This is a genomic window from Roseivirga pacifica, from assembly GCF_900111145.1.
In the GTDB taxonomy this organism is placed as follows: domain Bacteria; phylum Bacteroidota; class Bacteroidia; order Cytophagales; family Cyclobacteriaceae; genus Roseivirga; species Roseivirga pacifica.
On record NZ_FOIR01000001.1, the window covers coordinates 1,483,045 to 1,507,666 of the forward strand.

The 24,622-nt window shown below is 42.4% G+C and carries 23 protein-coding genes; 3 read left to right on the forward strand and 20 right to left on the reverse strand.

Annotation, left to right across the window (positions count from 1 at the left end; translation table 11 throughout):
- Positions 1–78: 78 nt before the first annotated feature.
- Entirely contained in the window at positions 79–972 is an 894-nt protein-coding gene (locus BMW98_RS06570; protein WP_090257715.1) for a cation diffusion facilitator family transporter, read from the forward strand.
- Here BMW98_RS06570 and BMW98_RS06575 read toward each other — a convergent pair whose 3' ends face one another.
- The 11 genes from BMW98_RS06575 to BMW98_RS06625 all read right to left on the reverse strand — a co-directional run bounded on the left by BMW98_RS06575 (position 973) and on the right by BMW98_RS06625 (position 13,603).
- Positions 973–3,180 carry a DUF5916 domain-containing protein gene (locus BMW98_RS06575; RefSeq protein ID WP_090257716.1) on the reverse strand — a complete coding sequence of 736 codons (2,208 nt, stop codon included), beginning with the start codon at positions 3,178–3,180 and terminating at the stop codon, positions 973–975.
- On the reverse strand, positions 3,181–4,590 hold the full coding sequence (locus BMW98_RS06580; RefSeq protein ID WP_090257717.1) for a DUF3526 domain-containing protein: 1,410 nt from the start codon (positions 4,588–4,590) through the stop codon (positions 3,181–3,183).
- Between the two features lies 1 nt (position 4,591).
- The gene (locus BMW98_RS06585) at positions 4,592–5,992 is read right to left on the reverse strand and encodes an ABC transporter permease (protein ID WP_090257718.1); all 1,401 of its coding nucleotides are present in this window, start codon (positions 5,990–5,992) and stop codon (positions 4,592–4,594) included.
- 3 nt (positions 5,993–5,995) lie between these two features.
- Positions 5,996–6,697: an ABC transporter ATP-binding protein gene (locus tag BMW98_RS06590; protein WP_090257719.1), complete on the reverse strand. Its 702-nt coding sequence runs from the start codon at positions 6,695–6,697 to the stop codon at positions 5,996–5,998.
- A gap of 106 nt (positions 6,698–6,803) precedes the next feature.
- The gene (locus BMW98_RS06595) at positions 6,804–7,685 is read right to left on the reverse strand and encodes a hypothetical protein (protein ID WP_090257720.1); all 882 of its coding nucleotides are present in this window, start codon (positions 7,683–7,685) and stop codon (positions 6,804–6,806) included.
- 1 nt (position 7,686) lies between these two features.
- Positions 7,687–8,886 carry a GTP-binding protein gene (locus BMW98_RS06600; protein WP_090257721.1) on the reverse strand — a complete coding sequence of 400 codons (1,200 nt, stop codon included), beginning with the start codon at positions 8,884–8,886 and terminating at the stop codon, positions 7,687–7,689.
- A complete protein-coding gene (locus BMW98_RS06605) occupies positions 8,883–9,251 on the reverse strand; it encodes a hypothetical protein (protein WP_090257722.1) in 369 nt (122 codons plus the stop codon). The genes BMW98_RS06600 and BMW98_RS06605 overlap by 4 nt, the downstream gene beginning before the upstream one ends.
- 1 nt (position 9,252) lies before the next feature.
- Entirely contained in the window at positions 9,253–9,669 is a 417-nt protein-coding gene (locus BMW98_RS06610; protein ID WP_090257723.1) for a hypothetical protein, read from the reverse strand.
- A complete protein-coding gene (locus tag BMW98_RS06615; RefSeq protein ID WP_162844696.1) occupies positions 9,666–10,046 on the reverse strand; it encodes a MerC domain-containing protein in 381 nt (126 codons plus the stop codon). The genes BMW98_RS06610 and BMW98_RS06615 overlap by 4 nt, the downstream gene beginning before the upstream one ends.
- Positions 10,047–10,194: 148 nt before the next feature.
- Positions 10,195–12,564: a ribonucleoside-diphosphate reductase subunit alpha gene (locus BMW98_RS06620; RefSeq protein ID WP_090257725.1), complete on the reverse strand. Its 2,370-nt coding sequence runs from the start codon at positions 12,562–12,564 to the stop codon at positions 10,195–10,197.
- A gap of 40 nt (positions 12,565–12,604) precedes the next feature.
- The gene (locus BMW98_RS06625; protein WP_090257726.1) at positions 12,605–13,603 is read right to left on the reverse strand and encodes a ribonucleotide-diphosphate reductase subunit beta; all 999 of its coding nucleotides are present in this window, start codon (positions 13,601–13,603) and stop codon (positions 12,605–12,607) included.
- Positions 13,604–14,080: 477 nt separating this feature from the next.
- Between BMW98_RS06625 and rplU the strand changes: the two genes are divergently transcribed.
- Both rplU and rpmA read left to right on the forward strand, forming a co-directional pair.
- The gene (rplU, locus tag BMW98_RS06630) at positions 14,081–14,392 is read left to right on the forward strand and encodes a 50S ribosomal protein L21 (protein ID WP_090258234.1); all 312 of its coding nucleotides are present in this window, start codon (positions 14,081–14,083) and stop codon (positions 14,390–14,392) included.
- A gap of 9 nt (positions 14,393–14,401) precedes the next feature.
- Entirely contained in the window at positions 14,402–14,674 is a 273-nt protein-coding gene (gene rpmA, locus BMW98_RS06635) for a 50S ribosomal protein L27 (protein ID WP_090257727.1), read from the forward strand.
- 66 nt (positions 14,675–14,740) lie between these two features.
- Here rpmA and BMW98_RS06640 read toward each other — a convergent pair whose 3' ends face one another.
- From BMW98_RS06640 to lipB, 9 genes are all read right to left on the reverse strand, one after another.
- Entirely contained in the window at positions 14,741–16,252 is a 1,512-nt protein-coding gene (locus tag BMW98_RS06640; protein ID WP_090257728.1) for a hypothetical protein, read from the reverse strand.
- A gap of 23 nt (positions 16,253–16,275) precedes the next feature.
- Positions 16,276–17,670: a hypothetical protein gene (locus BMW98_RS06645; protein WP_090257729.1), complete on the reverse strand. Its 1,395-nt coding sequence runs from the start codon at positions 17,668–17,670 to the stop codon at positions 16,276–16,278.
- A 23-nt stretch (positions 17,671–17,693) separates the two neighbouring features.
- Positions 17,694–18,299: a rhomboid family intramembrane serine protease gene (locus BMW98_RS06650; protein WP_245733500.1), complete on the reverse strand. Its 606-nt coding sequence runs from the start codon at positions 18,297–18,299 to the stop codon at positions 17,694–17,696.
- Complete coding sequence (locus BMW98_RS06655) at positions 18,300–19,274, reverse strand: polyprenyl synthetase family protein (protein ID WP_090257730.1); 975 nt, start codon at positions 19,272–19,274, stop codon at positions 18,300–18,302. It lies immediately after the preceding gene.
- Positions 19,258–21,429: a ribonuclease R gene (gene rnr / locus BMW98_RS06660; RefSeq protein ID WP_090257731.1), complete on the reverse strand. Its 2,172-nt coding sequence runs from the start codon at positions 21,427–21,429 to the stop codon at positions 19,258–19,260. The genes BMW98_RS06655 and rnr overlap by 17 nt, the downstream gene beginning before the upstream one ends.
- A 68-nt stretch (positions 21,430–21,497) precedes the next feature.
- Positions 21,498–22,214, reverse strand: coding sequence for a 3'-5' exonuclease (locus BMW98_RS06665; RefSeq protein ID WP_090257732.1), 717 nt, complete (start codon positions 22,212–22,214; stop codon positions 21,498–21,500).
- 33 nt (positions 22,215–22,247) lie between these two features.
- Entirely contained in the window at positions 22,248–22,646 is a 399-nt protein-coding gene (locus tag BMW98_RS06670; RefSeq protein ID WP_090257733.1) for a hypothetical protein, read from the reverse strand.
- A gap of 13 nt (positions 22,647–22,659) precedes the next feature.
- Positions 22,660–23,775 (reverse strand): glycoside hydrolase family 113, encoded by a 1,116-nt coding sequence (locus BMW98_RS06675; protein ID WP_245733502.1) that lies wholly within the window; start codon positions 23,773–23,775, stop codon positions 22,660–22,662.
- Entirely contained in the window at positions 23,747–24,496 is a 750-nt protein-coding gene (gene lipB, locus BMW98_RS06680; protein ID WP_090257734.1) for a lipoyl(octanoyl) transferase LipB, read from the reverse strand. The genes BMW98_RS06675 and lipB overlap by 29 nt, the downstream gene beginning before the upstream one ends.
- Positions 24,497–24,622: the final 126 nt, after the last annotated feature.

Sequence of the window (24,622 nt, forward strand, 5' to 3'; positions counted from 1 at the left end):
AGGTGCGGAAATTGGTGAGTGCTATTTTGCATTGATGATTGAAACCCTGTTGCGTGCGTTTTCTTTCTAGCTTTGGGCATGGGGCACGATCACCACCATCATCACGGGCATCACCACCACCATGGTACCAAAAACCTGAAGGTGGCGTTTTTCCTCAATCTATCTTTCACCATTATCGAAATTATTGGTGGACTGATGACGGGCAGTTTGGCCATACTTTCCGATGCCCTGCACGATTTGGGAGATAGTCTGAGTATTGGCCTTTCGTGGTACTTTCAAAAGCTTTCCGAAAAAGGGCGCGATAGCAAATTCAGCTATGGCTATAAGCGCTTTTCGCTACTCGGAGCGGTAATCAATGCCGTGGTATTGCTGGTTGGCTCAGTCTTTATTATTAGCGAAGCAGTACCTGCTTTAACCAACCCAGGAGAGGTTGATAGTAAAGGAATGCTGATTCTCGCAATTTTTGGTGTAATAGTAAATGGTGCTGCTGTGCTTCGACTTAAAAAAGGGAGCTCCATTAACGAGCGAGTTATCAGCCTGCACCTGCTAGAGGATGTATTAGGCTGGGTGGCCGTGCTTATTGGTAGCTTGCTCATTATGTACTTCAATTGGCAATGGATAGACCCTCTGCTTTCACTCCTTATCGGCATATTTATTATTTATAATGTGGTGAGGAACCTGCGGGAGGCCATGGGTATACTGTTGCAGCGGACACCAAAATCTGTGCAGGTAGAAACTGTGCATGATCAGCTAAAAACTATTGACCAGATAATTGAGGTGCACGATTGCCATATTTGGAGCATGGATGGGGAATACAATGTGCTTTCAGCTCATTTGGTGCTTAACAAGGCCTATGTTTTGGAGGAGCAGGCCGAAATAAAAAAGCAGGCTAAATCATTACTTAAGAAGCTAGGGATTAACCATGCTACCCTAGAGTTTGAGCTGGATGGCGAGCATTGCGATGGGTGTTGATTAAAACTGCTTGAGGAAGGTAACCTTCGCAATGGTCTGATCTTGTTTATACACTCTGTCGGTAGTGTCTATGTTATTACTGTTGAATACTAGGTATACAAAAGAAAGCGGTTGGTATTCCCAGCTAAAGCGCACATTCCAACGGCCTTGGTCATCAAAAGTATTGTGCTGATAAAAAGAAGAAAGCTGAATTCTTGGATTAAGGGCAAATCGGGCTCCTACGGTTGTTAAGTGCGTATCTAAGTCTTCACTCTGTTCTCCTAAATTTCTGAGTTTGATAAACTCATAATCAAAGTTTACGGCAAAGTAAGGAGAGGGTGCCAAGCGTGCGCCAGCTTCAACTTTTTCTTGCTTTCCGTTGTAAAACTCACCCCAATCATAGCTGCCACTAAGCGACCATTTTTTAGATTGATCGGTTCGGAAATTAACATTATGCCGCACATAAAAGTAGTCCCCCTCGGCAATGTCAATGCCTAGTGGTGCAAAGTCGAAGTTAATGTTTTGCCATGTAGGCGTAACAGCGTACTCAACAAAACTACCATCGGTAAAGAACACGTAAATAGGGAAGAAATAGATGCTTGCTTGTTGAAAGTTTCCAGGGTTGTCTGCATCGTGGTAATAGTTTACAAAAAAGCCTGGATCCCATCTCCTGATCCAGTTCAGCTTTTTAGGGCGCACAATCCAATAGCCACCCGGATTGTGCTTAATTACGTTGCTCTGACTAATAAAACCCATTGCAGGGTCGTATTTACTGTCGATATATTCAGTTACCCAACCCCAGTATGATTTGTTGGCAGATCTACCTGCAAATACTCTTGCCGAAAGGCCCAGCTCGTCCTGTTCATAATTACTCGAAACTGAGGCCAGATAGTTAACTGTCCATATAGAAGAAGGTCTAAAAAGGCCGTCCACTGTAAAAGTGGAATTGTTCTGCTTGCCCAAGGCCAAGTCATCAGAACTTTCGTCTAAGCGGTGAGTAAACATAACGCCTATGTTATTCTCGTTACCGTAATTTCTGGTGTAGCGCAAAACGCCAAAGTTTCCGGCTTGCGAAATGTCTGTTTCTGCTTGGTGGATGTAAAGCCCAGCCAATGTTTGTTTTTCGTCTCGTTGGGTAAAACGAACACCAACATCAATGGGTGCTGGCTCCGCATTAAAGTCTCCTGCCAAGCCAATTTTACGGCTAAAGAATGGGCGAATAGCAAACTGATTGCTGCCAGACCAAATGCCTGAATTCTCTAGGAAAAATTGTCTCCTCTCAGGGAAAAAGATGTTGAACCTTTCCAAGTTATTCACCGCACGGTCTACATCGGCCTGTGCAAAGTCTGTGTTAAAGGTAAGATCAACCACAGTGTTTGGGTTAACAGCCCATTTAACATCCCCGCCTAGTTTAAAATCTCCTACTGAGCTTTTTGCACCGTCATTATTTTCGTTCTCATACTGGTAAAGAGCATAGGGTTCAACCCGTACGTTGGCACTTGGATTGGGTAATTCTAAGCCTTTAAGCTGGGCGGCATAAGTCATTCTGTATGGACTGAAAGACTGCGGAATGGCCGGAAAGACTGTTTGTTCATAGTTTCTTCTAGCCAGCCTGGTAAAGGTTATGCCCCAGGCGGTTTCCTCTCCACTTTCTGATGCATCGTATCTTAAGGATTTAAACGGAATGGCAAATTCTGCATAATAACCTTCATCGGTACGAGAAGTTCTTACTGTCCAAAGTGCGTTCCAATCGTTGTCTGTGCTTTGGTCGTTAAAGTTTTGCAGGTCTCTTTGGTTGCCATAGGGCGTGGTTTGAAACGAAACTGCATACTGCTTTAGATTTTGTGGGTCTAATTGCACACCAAAAATGTCATTCTCTCCCCAGTTGAAGTCGCGCCTAAGGTCCTGTACACGAATACCCTTTCGGCCTAAACTATCTGCGCAAAAAGCTCCGATGTACAAGTTCTTATCATCAAAGAGAATGCGCACTTCTGTTTTGTAGGTATAAGCACCTCCTTGTCTAGGTTCAATTTTAAAGAAGTCTGAAATGGGAATAGCTTGCTGCCAAGCTTGCTCGTTTAGCTGACCGTCCACCTTAATGTTGGTCTTTGCCCTTGTTGCAATAACTTCTTTCGGGTTTTTTGGTGGAGGAAAGTTTCCATCTGTTTCTTGAGCAGATAGCATTCTTGCACCTGCTGCTAAAAGGATTATTAGGAGCGTCTTTCTCACTTAACCTACTTGTAAAAGTTGCCTTTTCCCTTCGAGCTTAAGTCCACGAATTGCAAATAAACCACTTAGGAGTAAGAGTACGCCAAGGTTGATATAGGCCGCTGTATAGCCAGGTTTAGGTTGGTACGAGAAAGCCGGTAGTTCCCCTAAGTCACTTAGCTTTAACATGTTGTTTTGGAAAACATAGGGCATAAAGTGTGCGCGCCAAGTAAGCCCAAAATCTTTCACGTCATTTTGAAAATCCTTGTGGTTTTTAGATGAGGTGCCTGCGAGCTGTGTTGCGGCATCTTGAAATAACACTACAGGGCTTAAAAAGCGCCAAGAGTCAACCCATGACTGTTGTTTTGCCAGCTGATTGTCGAATTTTTCGATTAGTGGAGCAAGTTCTTCTTCCATCAGTTCTTGACTGGCAAAATAACCTTGCCAATAGCCGTAAGCGTTTTTGCCTTCATCGCGTATCAGCTCAGGGTGATTTCTTAGGTATTCATCAAGTACTTGATCTTGCTTTTCGCTTAGCGACTTCTTTGTCTCCCTTATTTCGTTTAGCAAGGCAACTCTTGAGGGCATTGGGTAAATAGTGTTGGCCGCCTGGTTAATAACTGTAGGCAGAATGAGCACTAGTACGATCCAAAGTGAGAGTAAGCTCACCGCATTTTTGCCTGATGATGCGCCAATAATGTTCACCAAAAAAGAAAGCCCAAACCAGAATGCCACATAGGCAAAGGTTAACAGCATAAAGGTGAGTAAAGCGAAATTGAAGGGAATTCCAACCCAAAGTATAGTCAATAAAAGTGCTATGCTAAGAATGATTAGGATAGAGAAATAGCGGATAACAAAGCGCTGTAGCAACCAAATATTTGTTTTGATGGGGTTGGAGGCAAGCAACTTTAATCGGCCAGATTCCAACTCCTGAGAGCGTAGGTTGTATGTAAAGGCAATGATGATTAGCGGAACTAAGTAGGCCAGTACAAAGGCTATGTCGAAGTTGCCAAAAAGTAGCTGAACTGGGTTGTTCAATTCATTAAAGCTCAAAGTAGCTTGATCGTCCCTGGAAGAGATTTTTACTTGATGTGTAAAAAGGTCGCTTTGCCCAATGGCCAACTTGCTCATGCTACTGGGCGGCATAGTGGCTAGCTCTCCGGTAGACATGGCAATGTTCATAGGAGAAAGCCTGTAGGCATTACTTGGTTCTTCACCATTATTAACGGCCACGGCCACAGAGGTAACGTTTTGTATCTTTTCTTCCTGATCGGCCAGCGCTTGATTCAAATCGGCTTGTCGACTTTCAAAATGTTGAAGCCCGTTGTGCCCAGCATAAAGACAGAGTAATAAAAGTACGGCTGTTAGCGAAACGAACCAGTAATTTCGGCTCAACAGGCGTATTTCATGTTGAATATTTTGAGTGATCATACTAAATGCGGGTTGAAGCGAAAAACATTAGCCCAAAAGAGAGCAACAGCCAAGCAGTTAGGATAAAAAGGTTGCTTTTGTTCGATGCCATTACCTCGTTGTAATTGGCGGCTTCAAACTCAAATTCAGGAACTTCTTGCAATAAAGAGGCGTCCGCTTTGTAGCCCCATTCGCCTAGCTTTGAGTTTTCAGCAAAGTTGTCGTTCAATGTTTTTTGCATAGCTACTCTATGCTTTTCTGCCATATCTGAGAAAGTCCAGTGCGTAGCATAGTCGGTGCTGGCCAGTGCCATGGACATAAAACGGGTAGGTAAGAAAGGGGATAGCACAGCAAGCTTTCGGTATACGGCCGTTTGTTCTTGGTTAATCTGTTTTAGCCTTTCGTTGTGCTTAAAGTAAACAGCCGCTTCGTGCTCTTCGCCTTTTTGCATGCGGATAGCATCAAAATTGAAAGGCAGTTCCTCTAACTTACTCACATTGTAAGCCTTCAGCGTTTCTTGTTCCAACTTTTTAGAAGCTTCGCTCCAAGGATCGTGGCCATCTATGCCTTGTTTTTTATCGAAGGCTACGGCTGCTTCAAACACCTGTCGTGTTGGGTATGGGTATTTCTCATTAGTATAGCTGCTGGCGATCTTTGGGACCGCCAGGCAGCTAACAATCCAAGTTGCTAATAATAGAACCAATGAAACCCCTGGCTTACTAGCCAAGGATGAAACAACCATAGTAATTGTATTTATAATTCCGAAATAGACCATGTAGATTACCCACATGGTTACGAGTAATCTCCAGTCGAATGCATTTCCTGCAGCAGCAATGAGTAGAGCTGCTAGTACAAATAATAGCGTTGAAATAATGGCTATTGGCAGGTAATTCCCTAGCCATTTGCCCATTAGCAATTGCGTATTGCTAATACCTTGTGTTTTAATGATTTGAATAGTGCCGTTTACCTTTTCCTTAGTGACAGATTGAAAGCCCAATGCAATGATCAGAAGTGGTATTAGGTATAGCAGGATAAAATCAGGAGTAAGGTCACCAAATCTAGAAAGCCCAGTCTGGTCTGCTGCAGCTACCATGTCCGCTTCATTTCTGCTGTGTGCTTCTAAAAAGATTGAAACACCAGTAAATTTTTCCACGCCCGGGTCAATAAGAGATAGGGGGAATTGGGGCTTAAAGGCATAGGTGCCATAATGTGCTGCATTGTGTGGGTTAACACTGCCTTGCGCTAGCCATAATGCCCGCGCACTTTCTTGCGCTTGTTCGCGCTGCAAGTTCTTTTCTTGCCACTGATTGTAGCTAATAAAAACGGCTATTAAGCTTAGCACTAGTACCGTGCCCAACATCCATTTGAACTGACCTGAGCGGGTCATTTCTTTAATTTCCTTTTTGGCAACTTGCAGCATCATGGCTTAGGCATTCATGTGTTTGAGGTACAGTTTTTCCAAGTCGCTGTGGTTGATCTCATCAGTAGAAAGTTGCTCAACCAACTGCCCAGATTTCATAATGCCAATATTGGTACCTGTTTCTTTAGCTCTAAACAAATCGTGGGTAGCCATAAGTGTGGCTACATTTTGATTGCTTAAACGTGTTAACAGTTCGGAAAACTCGTTGCTCGCCTTGGGGTCTAAACCAGATGTTGGTTCGTCTAAAAGCAACACTTTGGCCTTTTTTGCTATGGCCATGGCCACGCCAACTTTTTGTCGCATTCCTTTGGAGTATGACTTTACCCTTTTGTGGAATGCTTCACCTTGCAAGCCAGCCTCATCTAAAAATGCTTCTAACTGATCGCTGTGATATTTCATGCCTGCAAGGCCAGTGAAATAGGAGAGGTTTTCTAGGCCGCTCAACTCATTATAGAGCACCAAATTTTCTGGTATGTAGGCAATAAGTTTCTTTATGGCTTGTGGATCTTTAGCTACTTCAACCTGATCGATTACTGCTTTGCCACTAGTAGGAGCAATAAAGTTTAGGAACAGGTTTATTGTAGTGGACTTGCCTGCTCCGTTGGCTCCCAATAGGCAGTAGATTTCGCCTGGTTCAACGCTAAGGTTGAGTTGGTCTAGCGCCAAGTGGTTATTGTAAGATTTGGTAAGGTTGACTGCGTGTAGCATGTTTAGTTGTTTGCAACAATGATGCAAGTATGAGAGATTAAACAATAAATGCAACAATGATGCATAAATTAAATTGCGTCACTTTAAGAATGGTAGAAATACCGTTTTATTGGTGGGCTTTGGTTTGCCTCAAATAGTCTGATAGCAAGCCGATTGCATTAAGATTGCCGTTAGGTAAAAGGTATTGCTTCTTTAGGTTTTGATAGCTTTTTTGAATAGCATTTGCTTCTCTGTAGACCGAAGAATCTATTTTAGTGGGTATGTATCCTTTTGGGATAGCATAGGTGAAATGGCCGGTTTCACTTGCTGAAACAGGTATTTGAAAGAAGTCTCTTTTTACAAATTCACCTGTTTCTTCTTCGGCAATTGATGCTTCTACAAAGAAGTCGACAGCATGTTCTGGATATCCAAAGAGGTAACCGTAAGCCCTGTAACGATCGTTTCTACTTTCAAACTCAATGGTTGTTAATACCACAGTCGGACCTGAGTTGGCGGTAAATCCCCACTGACCGAAAAAGCTTTCGTTTTCTTCCAATGCTTGGCTAAAGCGAGCTCTGTTACAAACCAGAATCTGAAGGTTTCGTTTTTCCTTCCAAGTGTGTTTGTAGGGGATAAGCACAAACTCCAGTTGCTCATTCGAGAGTTTGTTTACGATGTTATGCCACTGACTTAGCTCGTCTAGCGCCTGGCTAACGGAGTCAACGGCAACCTGTACCACGTGTTTGTCTCCATCTGCCATAGATACTTTTTTAGCAATAGGGTACGATAAGTAGTATCCCAAACTACTCATAGGCTTAAGGTCACCAAGCAATGTGTAAACCGCCTCATGTTCCAAGCCAAAAGTAAGCAGCTCATTTGCCATGCTAAGTTCTTCACTGCTAAGCCTATCGGTTTGAGGGAATGGAGGGTTTTCTTGCCTTGGTGCTTGTGCACTTGCACAAGAAAACAACCAAAGTATGAGTAAAAAACAGAGGCCTTTGTGCTTCATTTTACTGTTCGTAGTGTATTGGCCATTGATCTTCGAACTTTACACCTTGCCGCCATTGGCTTACCTCACTCTCAGAGCAAAGGCATTCGGTCAATTCTTTACGAATACTCTCCTCGTTTAGGTTTTGGCCAATGATTACAAGCTCATTTTTTCTATCACCAAATTCTTTACTCCACCCCGATTCTATTTGGGCTTTGTTTTCCACAAATGCCTCGTATCTGCTCCTTTGTTCAAAAGGCATAGAGCACCACCAAACACCTGCTGAATCTGCTCTAAGGGAACCTCCGGCTTGGCTCCAAGATAGGGCTTCGTTAGACCGCGAGGCTAGCCAAAAGAGGCCCTTGCTACGGATGATATTGGCTGGCCAGAGCTTTGAAACGTATTCCCAGAAACGACCAGGATGAAAAGGCGTTGGGCTTCTGAATACAAAAGACCCAATGCCGTATTCTTCGGTTTCCGGTTGGTGTTCGTTCTCTAATTCCTGTATCCACCCAGCCGATTCGGATGTAGTTTCGTAATCGAAGCGTTTGGTGGCTAAAATTTCATTTAAGGCTACTTTGCCAAATTCGGTAAGTATTGTTTTCGCCTTTGGGTTTAGTTTCTTGATTATACTTTGCAAAAAGCTGAGTTGGTCTTTGCTTACCAAATCGGCCTTGTTAATTAAGATCACATCGGCAAACTCCACCTGATCGGTGAGTAGGTTTACAATGGAACGGTTGTCTTCATCATCGTTCATCTCTCTACTGGCAATAGTGTCAGGAGAGCCAAAGTCTTTTAAGAAGTTGAAAGCATCTACAACCGTAACCATGGTATCCAGTGCGCAGACATCAGATAGGTTTACTTCTAGCTCATCACTCTCAAACCAAAAGGTTTGGGCTACTGGCAGTGGTTCGGATATACCAGTACTTTCAATCAATAAGTAGTCGTATTTGCCTTCTAGGGCCAACTTTGCTACTTCTTCAATCAAGTCTTCTCTAAGCGTGCAGCAAATACAGCCATTGCTCATCTCCACCAGCTTCTCATCGGTTCGGCTAAGCGTATTGCCCTGCTTTACTAATTCGGCATCTATATTTACTTCGCTCATATCGTTTACGATTACAGCCACGCGCATACCTTCTTTATTGTGCAATACGTGGTTTAGCAAAGTGGTTTTTCCTGCGCCTAAAAAGCCAGAAAGGACAGTTACCGGTAATTTTTTCATTTATGAGTTACGATTTTTTTGATTTCGTTGAGTTGCTTTAGCAGGTCTACCTGCACATCGTATATGGCCTGATTGCTCAATTCAATTTTTGAATGTCCATGGTCATGGCCTTCGTGTCCGGGGAGCTCTAGGTGGTAGCCAGGTATTTCAAAGAGGCTTTCTTCTAATTCGTGAAGCACTTGTATTAGGCTGTCACGTGCTTCAATAGAGGTGGTTTCTAGTGATTGCTCTAGCTCGCCAATGAGTGCTATGGATTGGGTTTGTTTTTCGTGCGCCTCTGCAAGTAGTTGCTCACCTTCGGATGGTTTTGATTGACATGAAAAACAGAACAGGCTAATAATTAAAAAGGTGTTGAACGCGCGCATTTTATTCAATGAGTTTGGCCTCAGTCAAAATGAAATTCATATGGTTTACATCGGTAGCGTTAAGCTTCAGCTTTCCTCTGGCTTTTATAAGCTGGTCTGGGTATATGTTTTTAGGTAGTTCCGAAAACTGAATTTCCGCTACGGTTTCTGGGCCAGCACCACCGCAGAAAAAACATGAGCTAAATGGGAGCGAAGAGATGACCACTGATGAGTCGAGTGCTAAAGGAATGTGATAGCCCGACAGTGTTACTTCTGAGTTTTCGAGGGCTATAAGGTTTTTGTCGAATACCGGCACCTCAAAATACATGTCTAATTCTTCAAAGTACTGTGGTTCGAATACCACCTTACCGAAAATCTCCCAGCCTTCGGGTTGAGAGATTGGTAGCAGGAGAAAGCTGAATATGAATAAGAATCTCATTTTACCTGTGCTTTTAGAATTTTCTTATTGGTGAAATGGGCAAAAACTAGGCTGAGAGAACCCGAAACACGAAAAGCTACCTCCAAGTAGCCTTCTGAATAGCCTCCCATAATTATGAGTACTAAGCCAGTAGCTAGCAGAAGTAGTGGTAAAGCTCTACTTGTTCTAAAGTATGTTTGAAGAATAGAGGTGGTTCCTAATATGGCAGCAAGGATAAATAATGGCAGCTCGATACTTTCTAGCAATCCGGCTTGGGTATTGATAAATGCCGAGGAGAGTAAAATTAGGGGCATGGCAGCGCAATGCACGGAGCACACGAGGGAGATGCCGATGCCCCAATTATCCAAACAAGCGGATGTCTTAACCGTTTTAAGCATGTGCAATGTTAAGCGCATTTTTCTGTAAATGCAACATTGTTGCATTAAGATTAATACGAATTATTGATGCTATTATGGTGCAGGCATAAAAAAAGCTCTGGCCTTTCGACCAGAGCTCCATGTTAGTAGTAATCAACCCCTATACATACTAACTTCCGCATGCTTCGCATGCGTCTGGATTATCCAAAGAGCAAGCCATGTCGGCTGCTTTTTGCTCCATTTCTTGTGCCGTTGGTGCCGAAGCTGCTGCTTTGTCTACAGTAAACTGAATAGCATCTGCAGCTGCTCTCGATCTTAGGTAGTACATACCTGTTTTCAGGCCTTTTTTCCATGCATAGAAGTGCATAGATGTCATTTTACCGAAGTTCGGATCTTGAATGTGGATGTTCAAACTCTGCGACTGGCAGATGTATGCACCACGGTCGGCCGACATATCGATAATGGCCTTTTGAGAGATTTCCCAAACGGTTTTATATAGTTCCTTAATGTTATCTGGAATTTCCTTGATACCCTGAACAGAACCTTTAGCTGCAATCAGCTTATTTTTCATGTCAGAGTTCCACAAGCCAAGCTTGATCAAGTCTTTCATTAAGTGCTTGTTCACTACCACAAACTCTCCAGAAAGTGTTCTTCTGGTGTAGATGTTTGAAGTATAAGGCTCAAAACACTCGTTGTTTCCAAGAATTTGAGAAGTAGAAGCTGTAGGCATTGGCGCTACCAATAGCGAGTTTCTTACACCGTGCTTCTTCACTTCTTTCTTAAGCGATTCCCAATCCCAAAGACCAGAGTCTGGTGTTACACCCCACATGTCGTACTGGAAGATGCCTTTAGAAACCGGAGAACCTTTAAATGTTTCATATGGTCCTTCTACCTGCGCAAGATCTTTAGAAGCTGTCATTGCTGCAAAGTAGATGGTCTCAAAGATATCTCTGTTCAGTTTTCTCGCTTCTTCAGACTCAAACGGGAAGCCCATCATAATGAAGGCGTCCGCCAAACCCTGCACGCCTAGCCCGATAGGTCTGTGGCGCATGTTTGAGTTCTTAGCTTCCTCAACAGGGTAGTAGTTTACATCAATTACCTTATTCAGGTTTTTAGTAGCTACGTAAGTTACATCGTACAGGCGTTGGAAGTCGTAAGTACCAGTTTCTTCGTTTACGTACATTGGTAGCGCAATTGAAGCTAGGTTACATACGGCCACTTCGTCTGGAGCGGTGTACTCAATAATTTCTGTACATAGGTTAGAAGACTTAATAGTACCCAAGTTCTTCTGGTTCGATTTTTTGTTGGCCGCATCTTTAAAGAGCATGTACGGAGTACCAGTCTCAATTTGTGCTTCCAATACCTCAAACCAAAGGTCTTGTGCTTTTACCGTTTTGCGGCCTTTACCTTCTTTCTCGTACTTTTCGTATAGTTTTTCAAAGTCTTCCCCGTAAGCATCAGCAAGTCCTGGGCACTCATTCGGGCAGAATAGTGTCCACTCCTCGTTAGCTTCTACACGTTTCATAAACAAGTCAGAAATCCAAAGGGCGTAGAATAAATCACGCGCTCTCATTTCTTCCTTACCGTGGTTTTTCTTCAGATCAAGGAAGTCGAATATGTCAGCATGCCAAGGCTCCAAGTATATCGCGAACGATCCCTTTCTTTTCCCCCCACCTTGGTCTACATAACGGGCTGTCATGTCGAAGTTTCTCAACATAGGCACCACACCATTCGATACGCCACCGGTTCCTTTAATGTAAGAACCCTTAGCACGAACGTTATGAATGCTTAGCCCGATACCTCCGGCCGACTGTGAAATTTTAGCACACTGCTTAAGTGTGTCGTAAATACCATCAATACTGTCGTCCTTCATGGTTAAAAGGAAACAAGATGATAGTTGTGGTTTTGGCGTACCTGCATTGAACAATGTAGGAGTAGCATGTGTAAACCACTTTTCAGAAAGTAGGTTGTAAGTTTCAACTACTTTCTCAATGTCTTCTCCGTGAATACCCACAGATACACGCATAAGCATGTGTTGCGGGCGCTCAACAATTTTACCGTCAAGCTTCATTAAGTACGAACGCTCCAAGGTTTTAAACCCGAAGTAGTCGTAGTTAAAGTCACGGTCATATATAATAGTAGAGTCTAGCTGAGCCGCGTGCTTTTTAACGATACCGTAAGTCTCTTTCGAAACCAAAGGCGCGTTTTCACCAGTTTTAGGGTCTACATAAGTGTAGAGTCTCTTCATGGTGTTAGAGAACGACTTGCTAGTAGTTTTATGTAAGTTAGAAATAGCGATTCTAGCTGCTAAGCGAGCATAGTCAGGGTGCTTTACCGTCATGGTAGCAGCGATTTCCGCAGCAAGGTTATCCAAGTCTTGCGTGCTAACGCCATCATAAAGCCCTTCAATTACTTTTTTGGCAACATCAATTGGCTCTACAAAGTTGGGGTCTAGTCCGTAGGACAATTTTTCAATCCGAGCAGTAATCTTGTCGAATTTAACAGACTCGCGTCTGCCATCTCTTTTTAACACTAACATATTTAAAGGGGTTTGGGGGTACTTGAAATTGGGTTATATCTTAAAAGTCATCATCAAACGACAAGGTTCTAGAGCTTTTGTCATCGCTCTTGTCCTGCATTACTCCGGCTTTTTGGTATTCGCCTACGCGCTTCTCAAAGAAGTTGGTTTTACCTTGTAGGGAAATCATTTCCATAAAGTCGAATGGATTTGTTGAGTTGTACTCTTTCGGGCAACCTAACTCAACCAACAGGCGGTCTGTTACAAACTCAAGATATTGCGTCATCAAATCTGAGTTCATACCGATTAACCTTACCGGAAGCGATTCTGTAATGAATTCTCTTTCGATATTGAGGGCATCTACAATAATCTCACGGATTCTTTCTTGTGGTACCTTATTAACAAGGTGATTATTGTGGAGGTGACAGGCGAAGTCGCAGTGCAGACCTTCGTCACGAGAGATTAACTCGTTAGAGAAAGTAAGCCCTGGCATCAAACCTCTTTTCTTTAGCCAGAAAAGTGAGCAGAAGCTACCAGAGAAGAAGATACCTTCAACAGCGGCAAATGCAATCAGCCTTTCAGCAAAAGAAGGAGACTCAATCCACTTCAATGCCCAGTCGGCCTTTTTCTTAATGGCATCGAATGTTTCGATGGCATGGAAAAGCTTGTCGGCTTCTACTGGGTCTTTAATATATGTGTCTATTAATAAAGAGTAAGTTTCCGAATGGATGTTCTCCATCATGATTTGGAAACCATAAAAGAATTTGGCTTCAGTGTATTGAACTTCACTTACAAAGTTCTCTGCCAGATTTTCGTTTACAATACCATCAGAGGCAGCGAAGAAAGCTAATACGTGTTTAATAAAGTATCGCTCATCATCGTTTAGTTTTTGTTCCCAGTCAGTAAGGTCTTGATGAAGGTCAATTTCTTCGGCAGTCCAAAAGCTTGCTTCGGCTTTCTTGTACCATTGCCATATGTCATCGTGCTTAATAGGGAATAATACAAAGCGATCTTTGTTCTCCTTTAATAAAGGTTCATCAGTTGTCGTTTGATTACTCATACGTTCGTTCACTTTTGTTTTTGGGGTTGATAAAAAAGGTCACGCTGAAAAGGATTAACTTTTCAAGTAAACAATGAGTAGCCTGATCGAAATCAGAGTACGCAATTCCTATATATTTCAGGGTTTCCAGCTAAATGCTTGATACTCTTATGAGAACACACTGAGCTAGAGGTTAGGTTGTTTATTGGGGTCGTAACCTAAAACAAATATTACAAAAAGCGGGTGAAAAATCAACGTTCAAATCATGGTGATTTGTCCATATGTAGGCTGTTTCATACGTGCGTATAAATACCTGATTTGTAATTAAATAATAGTGATTATCTTTAGCGAAACTTCGATGTATTTAAAACGTATGGCGGGGCGAAAAAAAGTGAAAATTTAATTTTGGAAAATTGCTTGCATTTATCGCAGGCGTTCTGTTTGTTTTTGGCAAACAAAGTACTATCTTTGCAGTCCGTTTTTGAAAAATACATTCAAATGTACGCAATTGTAGATATAGCAGGAAAGCAGTTCAAAGTAACGCAAGACCAATTCGTTTACGCTCCATTAATGGAGGGCGAAGAAGGCGCTTCCGTAGAGTTCGACAACGTTATGTTGATCGACAACGATGGTAAAGTAGAAGTAGGTGCACCAGTAGTAAAAGGTGCTAAAGTGTCTGGTAAGATTATTGGACACGTGAAAGGTGACAAAGTAATCGTCTTCAAAAAGAAAAGAAGAAAAGGTTACAAAGTGAAGAACGGTCACCGTCAGCAGTTCACTAAAGTATTGATCGAGAAAATTTCAAAATAAGAGCAAACCATGGCACATAAAAAAGGAGTTGGTAGTTCGAAAAACGGTAGAGAGTCGGAAAGTAAACGACTTGGCGTAAAAATTTACGGTGGTCAGGCGGCCATTGCCGGTAACATCATTGTTAGACAAAGAGGAACTTCTCACCACCCAGGTACAAACGTTGGTATGGGTAAAGACCACACCTTGTTTGCTTTGACTGACGGTGTAGTTGAGTTCAAAAAAGGTAGAAAAGATAGATCTTACGTTTCAGTAGTTCCTTTCCAAGGCGAGGCTGAAGCTTAAGTTAGTTTGTTGGTGACAACACCAGCAAGAAAATATTAATTGTAGAAACCCTGATGCTGTAAAGTATCAGGGTTTTTTGTTGGCTTGCGTTAAAATGTCGATTAGCTTTTGGTCTGATTCGAGAGCGTTAGCGCCCATAACTTCCACTCGTTTTTTAATTAACTCAACATTGAATGGGTTCAACTGAATTACCCTGTTAAGGGCTTTTAGTATTTTTTTGTCCTTCCCCTTTTCTAGCTGTTTGCTTAAATCTTGTGTAGCTGCTAAGTACTCTGCGTAAAGAGGGCTAGAAGCCATTAATTCTTGCTGCTGGTTTTTATCAAGTTTTGGAATGTCATTATCGTAAATCGGGGCAGTCATAAAACCGGTAACTTCGGTTGGTTGAAGAAAAATAGGGGCAGAGAGTAAATGGTAATCTGGAATAAGGACCCTTAAGGATTTATGTAAGAACTCATCTTTTGAAAAAAACACGGGCTGAACTTTATGCAGTGGCGTTGTTGTCTTTTTCCATTTTAAAAATGCATACTTTAAAAATGTCTCCATGGCTTCTCCCACTGGTGAATCGAAGGGTGTTAAAAGTTGTGCATCAATCACGCCATTAATATTGCTCTTAATTTCTATTAACATAACTCCATTAGTCTGTGCGATGTAGTTGATGGCAGGTAATTGAAATAGTGTGGCAAAATCTGTAGCATAGGCGGAGTAGCCTCCCTTATAGAGTGAGTCCAAAACAATATTAATTGCTGACTTACCCTCTGTGAGTGTGTTTATGCTTGCTGCCGATTTAAACCCTGCCGAGCTGTTTCCCGTGCCTTTAGGGGGCGTGTATGTGTCCACAAAGTCTTCAAGCAGTCTGGCGTCATATGCTTGGTAATCATTTACTTCAATTTGCTTTTCGAGCGAGATTCTCTTTAGTAGGAGTTCTCTGTTGAGTGGATTATACCTGATCAGCTTATTTAAAAGTTGATAGGCAATTTCGTTTCGGCCGGCATCAAAGGCCTTGTGAAATGCGGCTTCTGTTCTTGTGTAAACGGTTTTTTGACGTTCACTGGCTGTTGTCTCGTTAGTTTCGTTTACATCGAGTCCCTCTGGTATTCTCTTAGACTTAACTAGAACGAATAGCTGGAGGTATTTTAATGGTAAGGCTGCCGGCAGTTCGGGTAAATTGCCTTCGAGTGTATGTGGGTAATAGGGAAGCAAAGAGTAAACTATTGGTTGGTAGAAGGTGTATTTGCCCTCTCGGCCAAAACTCCATTTGTTGCGAGAGGCTTGAATTGTTTGATTCACCTGTGCTTCAATGTGTTTGTCGAGTTTAGTGTAAAAGATGACATCTACTTCTTCGCGTTGTGTATCAACTGTAAAGCTGAATAGTAGTAGACCTTCAATCTGGTCTTTGTATGATGTTTCTGGAAAACTGAGGTGCTCTTTAAAAAAAGATATATAGCCATCATTCCCTCCTTCGAAGGTTTGATTGATGAATTCTTTGTTGAGGAAGTCTTCCTCGGCCAACCACTCAGTTTGTGCGCTTAGTGTATAGCTGACTAAGCAAAGTGTTAATGTTGATATAAGCTTGTTCATTTTATAATGATTAGTACCTAAGATTATAAAGTAGTAGCATTAATAAGGTTTAATGCTTTAAACCAAGCTAGATCGTATGCTTTGTAGTCGCTTAAGCCTAGTTGGGACTCAAGCTGGTTTCGTCTGAGGATGTATTCTTTATTAAATGGGTTCAAGCGAATTACTTCATTTAATACTTGGTAAGCTTTTTCCCATTTCTCTTTTTTTAAAGCTTTTTCATAGGTCTTGATGAGTTTTTCTGTATTTATTTTTTCTGGTTTGCTAGTGGGTGGTAGGCTCATTGGGCGAGGTTTGCCAGTAGGGATTCCTTGTCCTGGAGGAACAGTGCTGTAGCCTAAAGATTGTTTTTCCACTCTTGTATAAGTGGTTTGGGCTTTAGTAATGAGTACGGGGGATAGTACTGATGGATTTTCAAAAATACGACTATAGGGCTGTTCGCTAGTGTTGAACCCTGCGGGAGCGAATATGATTGGCTGATAAAGTGTGTATGTTTGAGGTTTGGCGATCCAGTTTTGTGAAACAAGAGAGAGGGCTTTGATCGCCTCTTGCTCCGTATGTTGATCAAGTTTGGTTAATAATTTGGCAGAGACATTGGCTTTGTTGTCAACTGTAATTGCGTAAAGAAGTACTCCGTAGATGTCGTTCTTTGATGATTCTTTAGGGTAAGTGATGCTTGCTTTGAGCGTTGGGTAGTAGCTGGAGCTTCCTCCTACGTATAAAGAATCTACCTGGCTTTGATATAACGATTTTTGATTGCTTAACGCGGCTAACAGGTCTTCATCATATTTTGTGTATTCACTTTTGCCGAGTTCTTTTTCCAAAAAGCTACGCGTTTGTAGTAAAATGGTGTCTAATGGAGTGTATCTAATCAATTGATTTAGATTTTCATATGCTTTAAGTAGCTCGTTTGCTGTAATATTATCGGCTATGCGCTCTTTTAGTTCAGTTAAGTTGGGAAGGAGGGTGTTTTGTGATTCTATTCGAACTATTTCAACTTTTCCGGCTGATGAAAATCTATCAATCGACTGGCTATAATTGAGGACTTGGTCATTCAGCTGCAATTTCTTTTGTGGCGTAATGCCATAAAGTACGGAGAGGTGAAATGAGTAGGCTTGACCAGTATTTTTCCATCTTGGCATCAATTGGTCTATTGCTTCTACAAGGTCCTTTTCAATACTGTCATCCAGTTTAGTCAGGAATTTTGAGCTTGCCTGTCCGTTGCTGTCTACATTAAATTGCATGATCGCAACTCCTTCAATCTGGTTGTTCAAAGAAGGTTTTGGATAATCAATACTGTTCTTTAGAATGGTGTTGAGGCCTTGGGTACCGCCTTCAAAGTGCTTATCGATAGACTGTGCAAGTGCCGTATTTACTAGAAAGAATGTAAGAAAGATGAGTGTGTTGCGTGCGTTTGTCAAAATGTTAATTCAGTCGGTTTAGACTAAAATACCATTTTTATAAAAGATTCTAAAGTGGATGGTTTTAAAATAAGGATAAAAAGTAGGCCGTAGAGTGCGCCATAGAGGTGGGCATCGTGGTTAATGTTGTCTTTGCCGCGCTTACCCATAAAAATGGAGTAACCGATGAATATTGCACCCAAAATATAACCGGGTAGGCATATAAAAATGTAAAGACAGAGTTCTTGGATCGGGTCGAAAAGAATGAAGGCCAGCACTAAGGCCGATACACCTCCAGAGGCACCTAGTGAGTTATAATGCGGCTGGTTTCTGTACTTAATAGTGGTAGGAATGTTGGAGACGATAATGGCCGTAAGAAAGAGTAGAAGGAAATAGGCATAGCCCAACACTCCAAAATGTACAGCAAAGATTTTCTCCATTGCTCCACCAAAGAAGTAAAGCGTAAACAGGTTTAGGAAAAGATGTATGCTACTGTTGTGCACAAACCCCGAAGTAAACAGCCTGTACACCTGCCTTTTATAAACCGTATTGTACGGGTTGAGCATAAGCTTGCGGTGCAGCTCGGGTTTTTGCCAGGCAAAATAGGTTACCAGGCCAATGGCAATCATAAGGCCGTAGGTAAACTCCATTTATCGTTCTCTGTCTATTAAGTAATTGGCTAAATCAGTCAATGGCTGTTTCTTTTTTTGCGGAATATCCAATGAGTTTAATGCATTGAATCCTTGCTGAAAATACTCGTCCATTTTGGCAAGTGTAAGGGCTTTTATACCGATCTCATCATAAATGCCTCGAACGGCAGTTACTTTTTCCTCGTGATCAAACTCAGTTTTGGTAATCCAGTTTTCAAGCGCTGCCTTTTGCTCAGGGTTGGCTAGCTCCAAGGCTTTTAGTAATAGGAATGTTTTTTTGTTGGAGATAATATCTCCACCAACCTGTTTGCCAAACTTGGCTTGGTCGGCATAAACGTCTAGTAAGTCGTCTTTTAGTTGAAAGCCTATACCTACGAACACGCCAAAGTCGTACAGTTGCTGTGCTTCTTTTTTGTTGGCTCCGGCCATCATTGCACCTAGCTTTAACCCAAAACCAAGCAGAATGGCTGTCTTTAGCCGAATCATGTCAATGTATTCGGCTTCGCTTACAGTTGGCAATTGTTCAAAGTTCATATCGAACTGCTGGCCTTCGCATACACCTAAGGCGCATTCGTTAAAGTTTTTGATGATTGCTCTTAGGTCGCCTGGAGCATCAAGTAACATGTCGTAGGCTTTTACAAGCGTTACATCGCCAGAGAGAATGGCTGTGTTAGGGTCCCACTTTTCGTGCACGGTGGCTTTGCCTCTGCGTAATGGAGCTTCGTCCATTATGTCGTCATGCATTAGCGTGAAGTTGTGAAAAACCTCTACAGCTAAAGCCTGATCGATAATGGTTTCGTAGTCATCTTTAAAAAGGCGGTAGGCCATTAATACGAGTACCGGCCGAAGGCGCTTGCCGCCAAGGCTCATGATGTAACGAATTGGTTCGTAAAGTTCTTGAGGCTTTTGGCCATATTGCTGCTCCGAAAGTCGCTTGTTAATCAGCTCAACGAGCTGCTTAAGATCGTTTGTCATTCTCTACAAAAGTTAGGTCGATGGTTCTGCGGTCTATGTCTGTTGCTTTTACGCGAACCACCACGTTATCTCCAAGGGAGATCATACGCTTATTTCTTTTACCAATCACCCGATAGTTTTGTTCGTCAAATTCGTAAAAATCATCAGTCATGTCGGCCATGCGCACCATGCCTTCACACTTGGTTTCGGTGATTTCCACAAAAATACCCCATTCGGTTACACCACTTACTATTCCGTCAAAATCTTTGGCTTCAACAAGCGACATAAATTCTACTTGTTTGTATTTGATGGAGGCACGTTCAGCATCTGCGGCCCGCTTTTCCCTTTCAGAAGAATGCAGGCAAAGCTCTTCGTACTCTTCCTCGTTTACCGATTTTCCTTTGTCTAAATAGTGCTGCAGTAATCGGTGCACCATCATGTCGGGGTATCGCCTAATGGGCGAGGTGAAGTGCGTGTAGTGGGCAAAGGCCAAGCCGAAGTGCCCTTTCGCATTGGTGGTGTACTTGGCTTTTGCCATGGTACGGATGGCCAGTTGCTGCAATACGTTTTGCTCTGGGCTTCCCTCAATTTTATCGATGAGTGTATTCAGTGAGCTCGAAATGCCACCTCTATCGAAATTAAGGTTGTGGCCAAAGCGATTGGCAAACTTGGCGAAAGTATCTAGTTTTTCCGGGTCTGGATTGTCGTGGGTTCTGTAAACGAAGGTAAGTGGTTTGCCTTCATTTGCTTTGTTGAAGACGTATTCGGCCACCTTTTTATTGGCTAAAAGCATAAACTCTTCAATGAGCATATGGGCTGCTTTTCGCTCTTTTGGCGTTACTCCTAAGGGGGTTCCGTTGTCATCAAGCACAAACTTAACTTCGGTAGTTTCAAAGTTTACCGCGCCATGCTGAAACCGCTTTTTACGCAGTACTTTGGCAAGGGTGTCGAGCTGTGTTACTTCTTCATGAAAGTCGCCCTCACCAGTTTCTAGCCTTTCTTGAGCTTCCTCGTAAGTAAACCTTCGATCGGAATAAATTATGGTGCGCCCAAACCATTCTTTCTTGATGTTGGCCTCATGGTCTAGCTCAAAAACTGCAGAAAACGTAAGCTTTTCTTCATTTGGCCTAAGCGAACAAAGTCCATTCGAAAGGCGCTCTGGTAACATTGGAATGGTTCGGTCTACTAAGTAAACCGAAGTGGCGCGATCTTTTGCCTCTTCTTCCAGCTCAGACTTTTCGTCTACATAATGGGTAACATCTGCAATGTGCACGCCCACCTCAAAATTACCGTTGTCTAGCTTTCTGAGGGAAAGCGCATCATCAAAATCCTTGGCATCTTCAGGGTCGATGGTAAAGGTGGTGATATCGCGGAAATCTTTTCTTTTCTTAATTTCTTTGGCCGTAATCTTGTCAGGTATTGCTTCGGCTTCTTTTTCTATTCCTTCGGGAAATTCTAGTGGCAAGCCAAATTCGGCAATAATTGAGTGAATCTCCGCATTGTGCTCGCCTGCTTTGCCAAGTACACGAGTAACTATTCCTTCCGGCTTTTTATCGCGCTCAGGCCACTGCGTAATTTTTACAATTACTTTATCATTGTGCTTGGCACCGTTTAAATCTTCCAGTCTCACATATACATCGTGAAACATCTTTTTGAAGTCTGGAATAACGAAGGCATAGCGAGTGGACATTTCTAGGCGGCCCACAAATTCATCACGGTGTCTGGTAAGAATTTCTACTACTTTTCCCTCGGGATGTTTGCCGTGTTTTTTTGGTTTCAAAACCACCTTTACATGGTCATCGTCCATGGCGCCTAGTAGGTCTTCTTTGGCTACCCAAATGTCATCGGTTTCTTCATCCCCATCGAGAACAACGTACGCAAATCGGGCATTTACCGAGTCGATTACGCCTGTAAGTGTTTGCTGTTCTGCTTCAAGTGTGTAAGAACCGTTGCGTAGTTTTTTTACCACTCCGGTATCTTCAAGTCGGTAGATTACTTCGGTAACCATGCCTTTAGATTTGGCATCGCGAACGCCTAAAGCTTTTAAAATTTGCTTTATTTGGTAGCCTCTGCCCGGGTTTTCGGAGAGAAAACCTAAGACAACAGGTTGTATTTGTTTAAAGCCACCTTTGGTGACCTCTGGTTTGTTAGATTTTTGCTTTCGTTTTCGACTCATACGCTCATTTAGGCATGCGCTTAAAATTAGGAAGAATTAAAGGAACGCTTTTGCGAATGCCCAAATATTTAAAGCATATGAATGGCAGAATTGTTAAGCAAAGGCATGCCTTGTAGCTTTAAAAATACCTGAGCCAAAACGGCTACATCGCGCTTACAATATTCGGTTATCCGGTCAAGGTTCTTTTCCTTATAATAAACCTCGTTTACCTGACTACCATCAATATCCGATTTGCTACTTGGAATGCCTAATATGTGGGCCAATAAATCGAGTGAGGTAAAGTGCTTGTAGTCACCAAACTTCCAAAGTTCGAGTGTGTCGAGGTGTGGGATTTCCCATGGCTTTTTGCCGCTCATTTGTAGTGGTTTGGGTAGTTCAATTCCTTGGATCACCATTCTGCGGGCAATGTAAGGAAAGTCGAATTCCTTGCCATTGTGGGCACAAAGTTTAACGGAAGGTGGGAAGCTGTCGCTAAGTAATTTGGCAAATGATTGCAGTAGTTCAACTTCGTTGTCGCTTGAGAATGCCTTGATCCTGAGTTGAATGTTTTCATCTCCATCAAATCGAAAGTAGCCAACAGCAATGGTTACAATTTTGCCGAACTCTGAATAGATTCCAGCTCTTCCGTAGAGCTCTTCAGGTGTTTTTTGTTCAGCTTCTTTAAAAAAGCTAGCCTTTCGGTTCCAGTGTTTTTGAAGTGCTTCAGGCATTTCAGAGTACTCCTCAAAGCCCGCTACAGTCTCAATATCAAGAAAGAGAATTTGCTCTAGTTGCGCGTGTTTCATACCTATTAAGATAGGCAATCGCGCGAATAGTTGCTACTGTGCTATTTTGCCTTGAAGGTCTAGCTCGGTAATTTCTTGCAAATCGAACTCTTGAAATGGTTCTATCACGAACTTCTTATCGAATAGCTCTTTAATGATGTAGTAGCTCACCCAGAATTCATTATAGAAGGAGAAAACCTCGGGAGAAATGCTCTCAATTTTGGCAACGCTTTGGGCTTCTACTTTTTCGATCATATGGCGAAGGGTAGAAGTTTGGCGGGCATTTTTGTCTTTACCTTCATAGCCTTTTGATACGATCATGACATTTTCTAGCTCAATAAGGTTGTTGTTGATTAGGTAAACGCCCCAGTCGCTTTCTCCCAAATTGTTGGTGCTTTTGGCAATGCAAATTTTTACTCCAGCCACTTTGGGCATCTCAATGTCCTTCTTCATGGCGCAAAAATAGTTATTGAAACTTTCTAAACCACTTGCCCATAACTTCTTCAGCGGTTTTTCCTTGAGGTGTAAAGTCAATGTCTATGTAGTTTTCGTTGCGTTCTCTGGCGCGGGCTTGGCGCTCTTCGTATTTGGGGAACCATTTCCATATATGGATGCCAGCAATAAAGGGGGCTGTCATTACCTTTTGCATCATAGACTCGTAAAGCACAGCTTGGTTTTCTTCAGAGTATAAGGCTTTTCGTTCCTGCATATTTACGTGCTGCGGCCATTCCCATGGTGTTATGCCGGCATTTTTGGTGCTTTTGTATCCTATCTCTGTAAATAATACTGGCTTTTTATACTTATTGCTAAACTTCTCTAGAGTTGATAAATGATTGTCCCATGATTTGTTGATGTCTTCAATTTTTGGCTCGTGACTGTCAGTAATAGGGAAGTAGGCCTGTATGCCAATAAAGTCCAGTTCGTCCCAAAAGGATACTTCTTCGTATTCATCGGCAAAATTCGCTGCATAGGTCAACTGGCCAGAATAAACAGCTCTGGTTTTTTTAATCAGCGCTCTCCAGTCTGCTTCTCGCTGTACGCAGGTTTGGTGTAGTTCGGTACCTATACAGAGCATTTCCATTTTTGCGGCTTCTGCAAGTTTGGCATAATGAAGGATGAATTGCTCGTAATCGCTGAACCACTTTTGCCAGTCTTCTTCGGTTTTCATGGCGATTTCTCCTCGCCATTTCCCACCTTCATCGCGTAGCCAAATGTGTGGTTTAAGTATGGTTTTTATGCCTTTTGCCCTAGCTAATTCGGTTGTGGTAATCAGGCCTTCGTCTCTTTCTCCCCACCAGCCTCTTTCGCCAGTTTGGTGCATGCCGCTTATGCTTGGGTTGTCGTGCCCACTTTGCCAACCAAATGGCGTTTGCGATATCCAGTTTACTCCTAGACTCGCAATTCGGTTAATTTCTATACTGTCGATTTGTTGTGGGCCACCAACCCAGCAGACACCACGGTGCTTTTCAGCAATAGGAATGTTTATATAAGATGTAAATTCAGCCGGTTTTGAGCTGGACAAATATGCGCCAATGGCAACAATAACAAGTGCACTAATAATTAAAAGACTCTTTTTTGGCATTTGTAAGTTCCATTTCGAAAACATTGGCTATATGAGTAACCAAGTGTTTTTGAACCGTGGCCATGTCTACGGTTTTTCCGAGCTCATGGTTCATGGAAGTTACGGCCTTGTCGTCTATTCCGCAAGGTACAATGTTGTTGAAGTAAGAAAGGTCTGAGTTTACATTGAGTGCCAAGCCGTGCATGGTTACCCAGCGGCTTGATTTTACGCCCATAGCACATATTTTTCGAGGGTTTTCGGCACCTTCTTCATAGTCTATCCAAACACCAGTGAGGCCATCGATACGGCCTGCCTTTATACCGAAATCGGCCAAAGTCATTATCACACTTTCCTCCAAAAACCTGAGATACTTGTGAATATCCGTGAAGAAATTCTCAAGATCCAGAATTGGATAAGCCACTAGTTGTCCGGGCCCATGATAAGTGATATCACCGCCTCGGTTAATTTTATAAAATGTAGCTTGATGATCCTTTAAGCCTTCCTCATCGAGGAGGAGGTTTTCCATCTTTCCACTTTTCCCTAGAGTATATACATGAGGATGCTCACATAGAATAAGATAGTTCTCGGTTGCAACTTGATTGTCGGGATGAGGAGACTTACGGTTCTCAATCTTTCGATCGACCGTTTTTTTAAATATAGTCTCTTGAAAATTCCACACACGCTGATAATCATCCTCTCCAAGATTGATTACCTGAACTGACTTATTTATATGAATATTCATGTCTTACGCATTCACCGCCTTACACACGCAAATTTAGGCTTCTCTCGTATCCTCTCCTATTTGATCGACAGATAATACACGAACATATTTCGTGATCTGTCGGTTCGCTTTTCGGAGGGCCGAAGT

Excerpts from the sequence above, each read along its gene's own strand:
- BMW98_RS06570 (WP_090257715.1), top strand. The coding sequence starts at position 79 with ATGGGGCACGATCACCACCATCATCACGGGCATCACCACCACCATGGT.
- BMW98_RS06580 (WP_090257717.1), bottom strand. The coding sequence starts at position 4,590 with ATGATCACTCAAAATATTCAACATGAAATACGCCTGTTGAGCCGAAAT.
- BMW98_RS06585 (WP_090257718.1), bottom strand. The coding sequence starts at position 5,992 with ATGATGCTGCAAGTTGCCAAAAAGGAAATTAAAGAAATGACCCGCTCA.
- BMW98_RS06590 (WP_090257719.1), bottom strand. The coding sequence starts at position 6,697 with ATGCTACACGCAGTCAACCTTACCAAATCTTACAATAACCACTTGGCG.
- BMW98_RS06595 (WP_090257720.1), bottom strand. The coding sequence starts at position 7,685 with ATGAAGCACAAAGGCCTCTGTTTTTTACTCATACTTTGGTTGTTTTCT.
- BMW98_RS06600 (WP_090257721.1), bottom strand. The coding sequence starts at position 8,886 with ATGAAAAAATTACCGGTAACTGTCCTTTCTGGCTTTTTAGGCGCAGGA.
- BMW98_RS06605 (WP_090257722.1), bottom strand. The coding sequence starts at position 9,251 with ATGCGCGCGTTCAACACCTTTTTAATTATTAGCCTGTTCTGTTTTTCA.
- BMW98_RS06610 (WP_090257723.1), bottom strand. The coding sequence starts at position 9,669 with ATGAGATTCTTATTCATATTCAGCTTTCTCCTGCTACCAATCTCTCAA.
- BMW98_RS06615 (WP_162844696.1), bottom strand. The coding sequence starts at position 10,046 with ATGCTTAAAACGGTTAAGACATCCGCTTGTTTGGATAATTGGGGCATC.
- BMW98_RS06620 (WP_090257725.1), bottom strand. The coding sequence starts at position 12,564 with ATGTTAGTGTTAAAAAGAGATGGCAGACGCGAGTCTGTTAAATTCGAC.
- BMW98_RS06625 (WP_090257726.1), bottom strand. The coding sequence starts at position 13,603 with ATGAGTAATCAAACGACAACTGATGAACCTTTATTAAAGGAGAACAAA.
- rplU (WP_090258234.1), top strand. The coding sequence starts at position 14,081 with ATGTACGCAATTGTAGATATAGCAGGAAAGCAGTTCAAAGTAACGCAA.
- rpmA (WP_090257727.1), top strand. The coding sequence starts at position 14,402 with ATGGCACATAAAAAAGGAGTTGGTAGTTCGAAAAACGGTAGAGAGTCG.
- BMW98_RS06640 (WP_090257728.1), bottom strand. The coding sequence starts at position 16,252 with ATGAACAAGCTTATATCAACATTAACACTTTGCTTAGTCAGCTATACA.
- BMW98_RS06650 (WP_245733500.1), bottom strand. The coding sequence starts at position 18,299 with ATGGAGTTTACCTACGGCCTTATGATTGCCATTGGCCTGGTAACCTAT.
- BMW98_RS06655 (WP_090257730.1), bottom strand. The coding sequence starts at position 19,274 with ATGACAAACGATCTTAAGCAGCTCGTTGAGCTGATTAACAAGCGACTT.
- rnr (WP_090257731.1), bottom strand. The coding sequence starts at position 21,429 with ATGAGTCGAAAACGAAAGCAAAAATCTAACAAACCAGAGGTCACCAAA.
- BMW98_RS06665 (WP_090257732.1), bottom strand. The coding sequence starts at position 22,214 with ATGAAACACGCGCAACTAGAGCAAATTCTCTTTCTTGATATTGAGACT.
- BMW98_RS06670 (WP_090257733.1), bottom strand. The coding sequence starts at position 22,646 with ATGAAGAAGGACATTGAGATGCCCAAAGTGGCTGGAGTAAAAATTTGC.
- BMW98_RS06675 (WP_245733502.1), bottom strand. The coding sequence starts at position 23,775 with ATGCCAAAAAAGAGTCTTTTAATTATTAGTGCACTTGTTATTGTTGCC.
- lipB (WP_090257734.1), bottom strand. The coding sequence starts at position 24,496 with ATGAATATTCATATAAATAAGTCAGTTCAGGTAATCAATCTTGGAGAG.